This window comes from Streptomyces sp. NPDC091289 (genome assembly GCF_044757365.1).
Taxonomy (GTDB): Bacteria; Actinomycetota; Actinomycetes; order Streptomycetales; family Streptomycetaceae; genus Streptomyces.
Map to the genome: position 1 here is coordinate 397383 of NZ_JBIVUT010000001.1, position 12447 is coordinate 409829.

At 73.2% G+C, this 12447-nt stretch carries 11 protein-coding genes; 4 read left to right on the forward strand and 7 right to left on the reverse strand.

Features of this window, described 5'->3' with window-relative positions; all coding sequences use genetic code 11:
- Positions 1 to 54: 54 nt before the first annotated feature.
- The gene (locus ACIQPT_RS01660; protein WP_030584585.1) at positions 55 to 807 is read right to left on the reverse strand and encodes a LytTR family DNA-binding domain-containing protein; all 753 of its coding nucleotides are present in this window, start codon (positions 805 to 807) and stop codon (positions 55 to 57) included.
- Between the two features lie 71 nt (positions 808 to 878).
- Between ACIQPT_RS01660 and ACIQPT_RS01665 the strand changes: the two genes are divergently transcribed.
- Complete coding sequence (locus ACIQPT_RS01665) at positions 879 to 1514, forward strand: anti-sigma factor family protein (protein WP_401151348.1); 636 nt, start codon at positions 879 to 881, stop codon at positions 1512 to 1514.
- A 12-nt stretch (positions 1515 to 1526) separates the two neighbouring features.
- Here ACIQPT_RS01665 and ACIQPT_RS01670 read toward each other — a convergent pair whose 3' ends face one another.
- The 4 genes from ACIQPT_RS01670 to ACIQPT_RS01685 all read right to left on the reverse strand — a co-directional run bounded on the left by ACIQPT_RS01670 (position 1527) and on the right by ACIQPT_RS01685 (position 7147).
- Entirely contained in the window at positions 1527 to 2387 is an 861-nt protein-coding gene (locus ACIQPT_RS01670; RefSeq protein WP_401151351.1) for an Fpg/Nei family DNA glycosylase, read from the reverse strand.
- A gap of 36 nt (positions 2388 to 2423) precedes the next feature.
- Entirely contained in the window at positions 2424 to 3788 is a 1365-nt protein-coding gene (locus ACIQPT_RS01675; protein WP_401151353.1) for a wax ester/triacylglycerol synthase family O-acyltransferase, read from the reverse strand.
- A gap of 137 nt (positions 3789 to 3925) precedes the next feature.
- Positions 3926 to 5989, reverse strand: coding sequence for a SpoIIE family protein phosphatase (locus ACIQPT_RS01680; protein ID WP_401151355.1), 2064 nt, complete (start codon positions 5987 to 5989; stop codon positions 3926 to 3928).
- 57 nt (positions 5990 to 6046) lie between these two features.
- Positions 6047 to 7147 (reverse strand): DUF6777 domain-containing protein, encoded by a 1101-nt coding sequence (locus ACIQPT_RS01685; RefSeq protein WP_401151357.1) that lies wholly within the window; start codon positions 7145 to 7147, stop codon positions 6047 to 6049.
- A 169-nt stretch (positions 7148 to 7316) separates the two neighbouring features.
- On the opposite strand from ACIQPT_RS01685, the gene ACIQPT_RS01690 reads away from it, so the two are divergent.
- From ACIQPT_RS01690 to ACIQPT_RS01700, 3 genes are read left to right on the forward strand one after another with little or no spacing between them, the layout of a single operon-like run.
- Entirely contained in the window at positions 7317 to 8177 is an 861-nt protein-coding gene (locus ACIQPT_RS01690; protein WP_401151360.1) for a YndJ family protein, read from the forward strand.
- Complete coding sequence (locus ACIQPT_RS01695; RefSeq protein ID WP_401151362.1) at positions 8174 to 8686, forward strand: DUF1990 family protein; 513 nt, start codon at positions 8174 to 8176, stop codon at positions 8684 to 8686. Before ACIQPT_RS01690 ends, ACIQPT_RS01695 begins: the two co-directional genes overlap by 4 nt.
- Before the next feature lie 57 nt (positions 8687 to 8743).
- Positions 8744 to 10168, forward strand: a complete 1425-nt coding sequence (locus ACIQPT_RS01700; RefSeq protein WP_401151365.1) for a lipase maturation factor family protein — start codon at positions 8744 to 8746, stop codon at positions 10166 to 10168.
- Between the two features lie 47 nt (positions 10169 to 10215).
- On the opposite strand, the gene ACIQPT_RS01705 is transcribed toward ACIQPT_RS01700, so the two are convergent.
- Both ACIQPT_RS01705 and ACIQPT_RS01710 read right to left on the reverse strand, forming a co-directional pair.
- Complete coding sequence (locus ACIQPT_RS01705) at positions 10216 to 10392, reverse strand: hypothetical protein (protein ID WP_217230937.1); 177 nt, start codon at positions 10390 to 10392, stop codon at positions 10216 to 10218.
- 358 nt (positions 10393 to 10750) lie between these two features.
- Positions 10751 to 12235: an SDR family NAD(P)-dependent oxidoreductase gene (locus tag ACIQPT_RS01710; RefSeq protein ID WP_401151367.1), complete on the reverse strand. Its 1485-nt coding sequence runs from the start codon at positions 12233 to 12235 to the stop codon at positions 10751 to 10753.
- Positions 12236 to 12447 lie beyond the last annotated feature (212 nt).

Below are 12447 nucleotides of genomic sequence, written 5' to 3' on the forward strand. Positions count from 1 at the left end.
TGGGAAGGGATCGAGGAAGGTCGCCCCAGGTCAGCGGCGGGCTCAGGGCTTTGGTCAGCGGCCGCCCTGGCGCATCAGGAGGTCGCGCAGGGCGCGCGTGTGGCGGCGGCTGACGGCGAGCTCGGCCTCCCCGATGCGCACGCTCATGCTGCCCGCGTCCAGCCGCAGTTCGTCGATGCGGCCCAGCGCCACGAGGTGGCGGCGGTGGATCCGGACGAAGCCGCGCGAGCGCCAGCGCTCCTCCAGGGTGGTGAGCGGGATGCGGACGAGATGGCTGCCGCCGGCGGTGTGCAGACGCGCGTAGTCGCCCTGCGCCTCGGCGTACGCGATCTCGTCGATGGGGATGAAACGGATGACGCCGCCGAGCTCGACCGGGATCTGGTCGCCCGCGCTGTCGTGGACGGGCGCGGACCGGTCCCCCACCTGTTCGGCGACCCGGCGGACGGCTTCGGCGAGGCGTTCGCGGCGGACCGGTTTGAGGACGTAGTCGACGGCCTTGAGGTCGAAGGCGTGGACGGCGAAGCCCTCGTGCGCGGTGACGAAGACGATCAGCGGGGGCGCGGCGAATCCGGCGAGGAGCTGGGCGACGTCGAGGCCGGTGAGTCCGGCCATGTGGATGTCGAGGAAGACGACATCGATGGCGGACGGGTCGTCGGGGCCCGCGTCCACGGCACTGCCGATGCGGCGCAGTGCCTCGGTGGCGCCGGTGGCGCCCTCGGCGCTGCGGACACGGGGGTCGGCGCGCAGGAGGTAGAGGAGTTCCTCCAGGGCGGGTTGTTCGTCGTCGACGGCGAGTACGCGCAGCATGAGGCCGGAGTTTAGGGGCTCGGGGGCCTGATGGCTTGAGTGATGTGTGGCTTGTTCCCGTACCGCAGTACATGCAGACGACCGAACCCCACATCCGGGTGGGGGCCTATGCCCTGGGCGTGCTCGGAAGCACCGACGCCTTCCGGTTCGAGGAGCATCTGACGGACTGCCCCGGGTGCCGTGAGCGGGCCCGGGAGTTCGCCGGGGTGCGGGACGGTCTGGCGGTGGCGGGGCCTCCGGTGGCGCCGGGGCCCGGTCTCGCGGAACGGCTGACGGCCGTGGTGGCGGCCGCGCGGCGCAGGGCGGGGCGGCGGCGGCTCGCGCTGGTGGCGGCCGCGGTGGTGCTGGCGGTGGGCGGTACGACGCTGGTGGCCGGATCCTCGGGCGGCCCGGCGGACGGGGCGGGGGTGCGGAGATGGTCCGGGAGCGACGGGGCGTCGGGGGTGGCGGCGGTGGTGACGGCGGCGGGGCACGAGTGGGGGTCGGCGGTGGCGCTGGAGGTCGCGCGGGTTCCGGTGGAGGGGGTGTGCGCGCTGGTGGCGGTGGGCCGGGACGGCAGCGAGGAGACGGTGGGCAGCTGGTCGGCCGGGGGCGCGGGTGACGGTCCGGTGGAGGTGTCGGGCGGGGCGGCGCTGCGGCCGGAGGGCATCGACCACTTCGAGGTGCGGACGGCGGACGGGCGGCGGCTGGTGACGGTGACGCGGTGAGCCGGGCTGCCGTTACTTGAGGAACTTCGAGAGCCTCCGGTCGGCCAGCGGCTTGCCGCCGGTCTGGCAGGTCGGGCAGTACTGCAGCGAGGAGTCGCTGAAGGAGACCTCCAGGATGGTGTCCCCGCAGACCGGGCAGGCCTCTCCGGTACGTCCGTGGACCCGCATCCCGCTCTTCTTCTCGGCTTTGAGCTTCCCCGCTTCCACCCCGCTGGAGCGGGCCACGGCATCCTTCAGCGTGGTGCGCAGCGCGGTGTACAGACGGGTGACGTCGTCCTCGCCGAGGTCGGCGGTCCGTTTGAACGGGGACATCTTCGCGACGTGCAGGATCTCGTCGCTGTAGGCGTTGCCGATGCCCGCGATCAGCGACTGGTCGCGCAGCGCACCCTTGATCTGGCGGCGCTCCCCGGCGAGCAGTGCGGCGAACGCGTCGCGGTCGAAGGCGTCGGCGAGGGGGTCCGGGCCGAGGCGGGCGATGCCGGGGACGTCCATGGGGTCGTGGACGAGGTGGACGGAGAGGCGCTTCTTGGTGCCCATCTCGGTCAGGTCGAAGCCGTCGCCGTCCGTGGTCACCAGACGCAGGGCGAGGGGACCCTTGCCGGGGCGGGGCGGGGTGGCCGGGAAGGAGTCCTTCCAGCGGAGCCAGCCGGCCCGGGCGAGGTGGGTGCACAGGTGGAGCCCGCCCGCTTCGATGTCGAGGAACTTGCCGTGCCGGGCGATCGAGGTGACCCGCTCGCCCTCCAGGGCGGTGAGTGGCGGGTCGTACGTCTTCAGGACGCTGATCGCCAGCGGGAGGACGCGGGCGATCTCCTTGCCGACCAGATGGTCGTCGAGGAAGACCCGCAGGGCTTCGACTTCGGGCAGTTCGGGCATGGTTCCAGCCTGCCGCAGCCGGTGGGCGGCTGCCTGTCAGGACACCGGCGTGCGGTCCGTGCCGGTGATGACGGCGTACAGCTCGGTGAACTCCTCCTCGACGGCCGCGGCGAGCCGGTCGAGGTCGGGCAGCGCCTTGCCGTCGGCCACCAGGCCCACGTGCACCCGCCCGCCGTAGGTGGAGAGGGCGACCGCCAGGGACTGGCCCCGGGCCAGCGGCGCCATGGGGTAGAGGGCGGTCAGCGGGCAGCCGCCCAGCGAGAGCGCGGAGCGCGGCAGCGGCACGCTGGTGACCAGCACGTCGAACAGCATGCGGGCGGCACCGGCCGCCAGCGGTGCGCCGAATCGATGGGCCAGCGGCGGCAGTTGGTCGGCGAGTACGGCGACGGCTCCGGCGCCCTTCAGGGGTCCGGCCGCCTTGTTGCGGTCCATCGCGCTCCGGACCGCCCGGAGCCGCTCGCGCGGGTCGGCCGCGGTGACGGGCAGGCCGAGCAGATAGGCGGAGAGCCGGTTGCCGGTGGCGGCCCCGCCGGGCCGGCGCCGGGAGACGGGGACCAGGGCGCGCGGGTCGGCGGCGGGCAGCGGCTCGCCGCGCCCGGCCATCCAGCGGCGCAGGGCTCCGGCGACGACGGCGAGGAGGATGTCGTTGGCGGTGCCGCCCTCGGCCCGCCGGATCCGCTGGAGGTCCCCGGCGTCGAGGTCGGCGGTGGCCAGGCGCCGGGTGCCGCTGGAGGGTGCGGTGAAGGCGGTCGTGCCGCGCAGGTCGAGGCGGCCGGCGCGGACGACGGAGGCCCCCACGCCGAGCGCCCGGCCGACCTCGCCGATCCGTCCGAGGGCCATGCCGGCCATCTCCCGGGGGTCGGGCAGCCAGGAGCGGGGCGGGACGGCGGGGCGGCCCCGGGCGGCGGTGCGGGCGCTGGTGACGGCGGCGATCTCGTCGAAGATCCCGGCGCCGATGGCGACCGCCCGCATGCCGTCGGCCAGGGCGTGGTGCAGCTTGACCAGGACGGCGAAGGGCCCGTCGGCCGCACCGCCGATGAGATACATCCGCCAGGGCGGCAGCCCGCGCCCGAGCGGCCGCTCCATCAGTTCACCGGCCAGCCGGGTGGCCTCCGCCATGAAGTCGCCGTCGGCCACGACGACGCGCTCGACGTGCCGGTGCACGTCGAAGTCCTTGTCCACCGTCCAGGCCTTGCCGCCGACCGGTAGCAGGACGTCCCGTACGCACATGCGCAGCCGGGGGATCGCGGCGGCGCGGGTGCCGAGCAGGTCGAGGATCCGCTCCGGACCGGCGCCGGGCGCCGGGGCGAAGACGGCGAGCGCGCCCAGGTGCATCGGATGGGCGTCCGATTCGAGGTGCCAGAAAGCAAGATCGAGCGGGGCGAGTAGCTCGGTACCCAACGGGGACCTCATGTCGTCGAAGGCGGCGGGGCCGGGTGCGGCCGGTGCCCCGCAGTCAATCCTTTGCGGTCGGTTACGGTCAAGCACAGACATGTTACGTACTGTTACATCACTGTGCGGGGTTCAGCGGCCGGGAATCAGCGGGCCGGGATGAGGAACTCGCACCACACGCATTTGCCGCTGCCCCGGGACTCCACGCCCCAGACGTCGGCCAGCCGGTCGACCAGCATGAGGCCGCGCCCCGACACCCCGGACCCCCCGGCGTCGCGTCGCCGGGGCAGCGCGCTGGAGCGGTCCTCGACGTCGACGCGCAGGCGTCGCTCGGTTCCGGCGAGCACCCGGATCGTCACGACCGCGCCGCCGTCGGTGTGCATGAGCGCGTTGGTGATCAGTTCGTCGGCCGCGAGCTCGATCTCGTCGGCCCGGTCCTTCGCCCCCCAGGCGCGGACCGCGGCCCGGATCATGTGCCGGGACGAGCTCAGCGCCTCGGGGTCGTTCTGGGCGACGTGCTGCTGGAGCCGGCCGCCCGGCTGCGGGGCGTGCGCGGCCCGGCGGCGCAGCAGCAGGACCGCGACGTCGTCCTGGCCGCCGCGCCCGTCGACGGCGTCGCAGAGCTCGTCGGCCAGCTTCTGCAGGTCGCGGGGGCCGTTGGTGACGAGGGTGGTGAGCAGCTGCATGCCTTCGTCGAGGTCGGAGCCCGGCATCTCGACGAGGCCGTCGGTGAACAGGATCAGCGTCTGGCCGGGGTCCAGCTCGACCGTGCCGACCGGATATTCCAGCCGGCCGAACTCCGCCGAGAGGCCGAGCGGCAGGCCGCCCTCGGACGGCATCCTGCGGCAGCTCCCGTCCACGTCCCGGACGAGCGGGTCGACATGCCCGGCGCGGACCACCTGGACGACGCCGGTGGTGAGGTCGACCTCGGCGTAGGTGCAGGTGGCGAAGCGGTCGGTGTCCAGCTCATGGAGGAAGACGGAGGCCCGCGCCATCACCGTGGCGGGGCTGTGCCCCTCGGCGGCGTACGCGCGCAGGACGATCCTGAGCTGTCCCATGACGGCTGCGGCGTGGGTGTCGTGCCCCTGGACGTCCCCGATGACGGCGCCGACCCGGCCGCCGGGCAGCGGGATCAGGTCGTACCAGTCGCCGCCGATGTCCCGGCCGAGGCGGGCCGAGCGGTAGCGGACGGCGACCTGCGCGCCGGGCACGGCCGGGATCCGGCGCGGCAGCATCGCCTGCTGGAGCCCCTCGGCGAGGTCGTGCTCCTGCTCGTAGAGCATGGCGCGCTGGAGGCTCTGGGCGATGGAGGTGCCGAGCGCCATCAGCAGATTGCGTTCGTCGGCGGTGAAGCCCGCCTTGTCCCGGTAGAGGAGACCGAGTGCGCCGATCGGGCGGGCCTGGGCGATCAGCGGCATGTAGGCGGCGGAGGTGATCCCGAGGTGGCTGATGTCGGGCCACAGGATCGGGTAGGAGGCGGCGAAGTCGTCGGCGGACTCGATGAAGCGGGGGGCCAGCGTGCGGACGACTTCGCTCATCGGGTACTGCTCGTCCACCCGGGTGTACCGGGTGCCGGGGACGTACGCGCCTTCGGGGCCGTCGGCCACCAGGTGGATGCGGCCGGACTCCAGCAGGCCCATGACGAGGCTGGTGGCTCCGAGGTGGGCGAGGCCCTGGGAGTTCTTGAGGACGGCGATGACGTCCTTGACGGTACGGGCGTGGGCCAGGGCCGCGGTGGTGCCCTCGACCAGGCTGGTGCGCTGGCGGCGCTCCTCGTCCAGTTCGCGCCGGGCGGTGGAGTCGGCCAGTTCCTGGGTGGCGTCGCGGACGATCCCGATGATGCGGCGCGGGCGGCCGGTCCCGTCGCGGCGGACGAAGCCCTGGGTGTGGGTCCAGCGCAGGGTGCCGTCGCGCCGCTGGATGCGGAAGTACGCGCCGTAGTTGGTGCGGCCGCTCTTCAGCGCGTGCGAGACCATCCCGTCCAGGCGCTGGGCCTCGTCCGTCGGCACGCGCGGCGCCAGCGAGGCCGGCCGGTCGTCGTACTCGTCCGCGGTCAGGTCGAACACGTCGAGGGCGGGCTGGTCCATGTGCATGAGGCCGGTGTCAAGATCCCAGTCGAAGCTGCCCATACGGTTCAGGGCGAGGCTGAGGTCCGGGTGGGCGGGCCAGTCGTCGGGGAGTGACAGGGCACCCGCTACCCGATCATCCATATCGGCCACTCTGCCACCATTTGTCAGATTCCTCGACTGGTTCGTACGACGCCCGGGTCAGCCGGCGAACACGTCGCCGAGGCCCGCTTCCATGGGCTCCTCCGGCTCGGCGGGCTCCAGCGGCTCGTCCGGTTCGGCGGGGAAGACCTGGGTCGGCTCCGGCGCGACGTCCGGGTCGCCCTCCTCCTCGTACTCCCACGGCTCCTCGGGCGGTGTGTCGCCGAAGCCGTCGGACGACTCCCCGGGGCCGGGGTCCGTCGGCGCTTCCGGCTCGGAGGGGGCCGGGTCGGACGGCGGGGCCTCCGGGGGCGCGGACTCGGTGGGGCGGCCCGGTGACGGGAAGAGCAGGCCGGCGTCGGGCTCGAAGGGCGGCGGGTCGTCGGGGGTGCGGTCGCGGCCGCCGCTGTCGCCCATGGCCCGTTCGATCCAGGTGTTGTCGTCGGTGTTCGCGATGATCAGGCTGGTGGCCGCCTTGACGCCGGGCTCGATGGCCAGGATGCGTGTGGGGTCGTAGCCGGGCCAGCGTTCACCGCGGTGGGCGACCTTCCCGTCGGCGACCACGGGCGGGCCCAGTGGGTTGCCGCAGGCGCAGCGGACGCGGGGCATGCCCCGGCTGTCGACCAGGACGGCGGTGCCCGCCTGGAGCACGGCCTGGAAGGCGGTGGACGAGCCGGCGCTGTAGCCATGGTTGGTGACCTGGGCGTCGGCGCGCAGGACGACCGGGGTGAGGGACTTCAGATAGCCGGGGATCTGCACGGCCTCGATGCCGGCCGCGTCGGCGAAGGCGCTCGCCTTGTCCTCGTTGCCGGTCAGCAGGGTGGCCTGCCGCTCGACATCGCAGGCGGCGACCGACCGGGTGCCGCCGTAGAGCCCCGGGACGGCGCCGGAGACCGGATGGACCGTCCGGGTGGCGGAGGTCGGTTCGGCGTCCGGTGCGCCGGTGGGGGACGCGGAGGCCGCCGCCCGCGCCGTGGACGCGGTGAACGGTCCGGGGCCGGGGGACGCGAGCGGCTGGAGGAGGACGTCCTTGGCCTCCGCGGTGCCTGTGGTGCCCTTTGCCGTCCGGTCTCCGCCGCCCCCGCAGCCGGCGACGGCGAACAGCACCCCGGCGGACAGCGCGGCGAGCGCGGTACGCCGGAAACGTCCTTGTGAGCGCACAGAGCTCTCCTGCCTGTCCCTGTGGAACGGAGTGGGTGTCACCATCTGTGCCGCACCGGGCACGGACCCGCAAGCGGACAGCCCGCCGCCACCCCAGCCTTGAACGCGTTCAATAAACCCTCTACGCTCACTCCCAGGACTTGAACACGTTCAAAGCTGGGGGGAAGTCGTGTCCGCACTGGTCAACGCCATCGTGATGCTGGGCATGCTCGTCGTCGTGCCGGCGGGGCTGCGGCTGACCGAGCTGCGGGAGCTGGACCGGATCCGTCGGCTCTGGCCCCTCTTCGCCGCACCGGGTGCGGTCGCCCTCTGGCTGCCGCGCGGCACCACGGCCACGGTGCTCGCCTGCTGCTACGCGCTGGGAGCCGTCCTGCTCGCCCTGCACGCACCGCGCCGGGCGGCCCGCGGCCAGGACCTCGACCCCGCCGGGATCGCCCTGCTCACCGCGCTGGTCACCCCGGCCGTCGCGGCGACCGCCCTGGTCGCCGAGCGTGCGGGACACGAGCTGTTCGGGTTCGACCTCGGCATCCTCGCGCTCACCGTGCCCCACTTCCACTTCGCCGGATTCGCCGCGGCCCTGATCGCGGGCCTGGTCTGCCGGGTCGCCGACGGCCCGGCGGGCCGCTTCGCCGCACTGAGCGTGCCGCTGGGCACCCTGCTCGTCCTCGCCGGCTATTTCGTCGGCGACTGGGCCGAGCTGGTCGGGGCCGTCGTCCTCACCGCCGGAATGTGGACGGTCGGCCTGCTCACCCGGCGCCTGGGGCACGCCGACGGCCGGGACCGGACGACCCGGCTCCTGCTGCTCACCTCCGCCGCCGTCCTGGTGGCGACGATGCTGCTCGCGCTGAGCTGGGCGCTCGGCGAGGCGACCGGACTGCCCCATCCCACCCTGACCTGGATGGCCGCCACCCATGGCCTCGGCAACGCGCTGGGCTTCGCGCTCTGCTCGCTGCTGGCCTGGCGGCGCATCCGTACCGAAGACCCGCTCCGTACCGAAGCACCCCACCTCACCGGAGGCAGAACCGCATGAGCACCCTCACCTACCCGGAAGTCGGCGCCACCCGTCTCGGCCCGCTCCCCCGGGGCTACCACCACCTCCACCACCGCACCCCGATCGGCCGGGGCGAGGCCGACTTCGCGGCCGCCGGCGCGGCGATCACCGAGTGGCGGATGCACCGCGCCTCGGGCGCACGGGTGGAGGCCCCGGCACCCCGCGCGGAGCCCGGCGGCGGCGTCCGGGTCTCCCTGGGGCTTGGACCGGTGCGCTTCACCGCCCCCTGCGAGGTGATCTGGACGGCGTACGGGGAGGACGGCCGCACCGGCTTCGGCTACGGCACCCTGGCCGGGCATCCGGAACGCGGCGAGGAGTGCTTCACGGTGGACCTCGCGGACGACGGCACGGTGTGGTTCACGGTGCTGGCCTTCTCGCGCCCCGCCTCCTGGTACGCCCGGCTCGCCGGACCGCTGGTGCCGCCCGTGCAGCACTGGTACGCGCGCAGGCTCGGCCGCACGCTGCGCCGCATCGTCGCCGCGAGCTGACGCGCCCGGCTGCGACCGGAAGGGCCCCAGGACGCCCGCGGGCCGATACTGGCAGGGATGGAATGGTTCACCGCGGACGGCTACTGGCTGAGCCGGCTGATCTTCCAGCGGGCTCTGGCCGTGGTCTATCTGGTCGCCTTCCTCTCCGCCGCGCTCCAGTTCCGGGCGCTGATCGGCGAGCGCGGCATGCTGCCCGTCCCGGAACTGCTGCGGCGCACGCCCTGGCGGGCCGCTCCGGGGCTCTTCCGGCTGCACTACTCGGACCGCTTCTTCGCCGCCGTCGCCTGGAGCGGCTGTGCCGTGTCCGTGGCCCTCATCGCCGGTCTCGACGGTCTGTTGCCGCTGTGGGGCGGCATGCTGCTCTGGGCGGTGCCCTGGGTGCTGTATCTGTCGATCGTCCAGGTGGGGCAGGTCTGGTACGGATTCGGCTGGGAGTCGCTGCTGCTGGAGACGGGATTCCTGGCGGTCTTCCTCGGCAGCGGGGACACGGCCGCGCCGGTGCTGGTGCTGTGGCTGCTGCGGTGGCTGCTGTTCCGGGTGGAGTTCGGCGCGGGGCTGATCAAGATGCGCGGGGACGCGTGCTGGCGCGAGCTGACCTGCCTGGACTTCCACCACGAGACGCAGCCGATGCCGGGGCCGCTGAGCTGGTTCTTCCACCATCTGCCCCGGCCCGTGCACCGGGTGGAGGTCGCGGCCAACCATGTCACCCAGCTGCTGGTTCCCTTCCTGCTGTTCACCCCGCAGCCGGTGGCGAGCGTGGCCGCGGGACTGATGGTCCTCACCCAGCTCTGGCTCGTCCTGTCGGGGAATTTCGCCTGGCTGAACTGGCTCACCATCGCGCTGGCGCTCTCCGCGATCGACTGGACTCCGCTGGCCGGTCCGGCGCCGGCCCAGGTCGCGCCACCCCTCTGGTACGAGGTGGTCGTCATCGCGGTCACCGCCCTGGTGCTGGTGCTCAGCTACCGCCCGGCGCGCAATCTGCTCTCGCGGCGGCAGGCGATGAACCGGTCCTACGATCCCCTGCACCTGGTCAACACCTATGGGGCGTTCGGTTCGATCAGCCGGATGCGGCTGGAGGTCGTGGTGGAGGGCAGCGCCGATCCGGTGGCGCACGAGGGTGCCGAGTGGCGGGAGTACGGCTTCCGCGGCAAGCCGGGCGATCCGCGCCGGCTGCCGCGCCTGTTCGCCCCGTACCATCTGCGGCTCGACTGGATGATGTGGTTCGCGGCGCTCTCCCCCGCGTACGCGCGCTCCTGGTTCGGGCCGTTCGCCGAGCGGCTGCTGGAGGGCGACCGGGACACGCTCCGGCTGCTCGGCCGCAACCCGTTCCCCGACGGACCGCCCCGGCACGTCCGCGCGCGGGTGTTCCGCTACCGGTTCACCGGGTTCCGGGAGCTGCGGGCCACCGGTTGCTGGTGGCACCGCACCTATGTGCGGGAGTTCCTGCGGCCCGTCTCCCGGCCGCTGCCGCCGGAGCGGTAGGGCGAAGGGGGACGGGCCGCAGGGGACGTACGGGGGAACCTCTGGGGTCAGTCGATGCCGGGCAGGATGTGCGGCTCGGCGAGGTCGTCCTCGTATCCGGCGAGCCGGATCGGGGCGGACCTGGCCCAGACCTCGATGTTCCGCAGCTTCTCGGGGCGGCCGGGCCGCCCCGTGTTGCGTTCGGCGGGGCGCATGTCGCGCTCGGTCAGTTCCGGTGTCGTCACCGCGCACTCCTTCGTGTCGCGTCACCCGGGGCGTCGCCGTCGCTCCGGCGGTTGTGCCGGTGCGCGACCGCCCCGCGCGGGGCAGGGGTTGGGATATGTCGGTCGCGGTGGCGCCGGTTGGGGGCGGAACAGCGGCCGGGTTACCGACCATGTCCCAGGACGGTCGAGGAACCTTCGTGGGCTCCTCGATGGCGTCCGTTCGCCTCAGCGTAACCAAATGAGCGCCACCGCGCTCGATAGAACGTGTGCGGTAGGTCACTTTCGGCCACCGGGTACGCAAAAACCCGGCCCAGAGAACATCCTGGGCCGGGTTTCGGGCCGCCGCGCGGAGACCGACCGTCCGGTTGAGCCGTTCGGGTTACCAGTTCGCGGGGGCGTAGTCCTTGAGGAAGCAGCCGTAGAGGGCCTCTCCGCCCTCACCGCGCACGATCGGGTCGTAGACCCGGGCGGCGCCGTCGACCAGGTCGAGGGGGGCGTGGAAGCCCTCCTCGGCGAGTCGCATCTTGTCCGGGTGCGGCCGCTCGTCCGTGATCCAGCCGGTGTCCACGGCCGTCATCAGGATGCCGTCCTTCTCGAACATCTCCTGGGCGCTGGTGCGCGTCAGCATGTTGAGCGCGGCCTTGGCCATGTTGGTGTGCGGGTGGCCGGCGCCCTTGTAGCCGCGGCTGAAGACGCCCTCCATCGCGGAGACGTTGACGACGTACGCGTGCTTCGCGGCGGTGGCGGCCATCGCCGGGCGCAGCCGGCTGATCAGGATGAACGGCGCGGTGGAGTTGCAGAGCTGGACCTCGAGGAGCTCGATCGGCTCGACCTCCTCGACCGTCTGGATCCAGCTGTTGCTGTCGTGCAGGTCCGGGACGAGGCCGCCCGCGTCGATCGCGGTGCCGGCGGCGATCCGGGCCGGCGAGGCGGATCCGGTGACCAGGGCGAGGTCCGTGACCTCCTGGGCGCTCAGGCTCTCCTTGCGGGCGGCGGGCAGCGCCGCCACCCGGTCGACCGTGCCGCTGCCGAAGGTGCCGATGACCTCGGCGGCGGGCAGCTCGCCGGCGGGCAGCGGGGCCGACTCGGCGTTGACCAGCTCGCTGTAGGCCCCCGGGGAGCGGCGGACGGTCTGGGCGGCGTTGTTGATCAGGATGTCGAGCGGGCCCTCGGCGGCGACGGAGTCGGCCAGCGCGACGACCTGGGCCGGGTCGCGGAGGTCGATGCCGACGATCTTCAGCCGGTGGATCCACTCGTCGCTGTCCTCCATCGCCTTGAAGCGGCGGATCGCGTCGTTGGGGAAGCGGGTGGTGATGGTGGTGTGCGCGCCGTCGCGCAGCAGCCGCAGCGCGATGTACATGCCGATCTTCGCCCGGCCGCCGGTGAGCAGCGCCCGGCGTCCGGTCAGGTCGGTACGGGCGTCGCGGCGGGAGCGGTTCTCCTTGGCGCAGGACGGGCAGAGCTGGTGGTAGAACGCGTCGACCTCGACGTACCGCGTCTTGCAGATGTAGCAGGACCGGGGCCGCTGGAGGATGCCCGCGATCTCGGCCTGGGCGGAGGAGGAGGGCAGCACACCCTGCGTCTCGTCGTCGATGCGCTCGGCCGAGCCGGTCGCCGTGGCCTCGGTGACGGCCCGGTCGTGGGCGGTCTTCGCGGCGCGGCGCTCCTGGCGGCGGCGCTGCTTCACGGTGCGGTAGATCCCGGCGGTGGCCCGGCGGACGGCGATGGCGTCCGGGTGGTCCACCTCGATCCGGTCGAGTTCGTCGAGCACGCTCAGGCAGACGGCCAGCCGCTCCGGGTCGATACCGGGACCGAACTCCTCGATTCCGGGAGCGAGCTCCGGGCTGTCCTCTGTCACCGTCATTGCCGTTCCTCTGTCATCTTCTCGCCGCGGATCATGGATCACCGCAGGCTGTAACACCCCGCCCAAGTTTGCCATGCGCGGGCCACTGCTCCGTTCGAGCGGTGTACGAGCGGACCCGGCGGAGAAGGCGCGGAAGCGCCCCCGGGAACGCGGCACGGGCAAAGAAGCGGAACGGGGACGCATGACTTCGCGGGGAGCGGGCAGGCGATCGT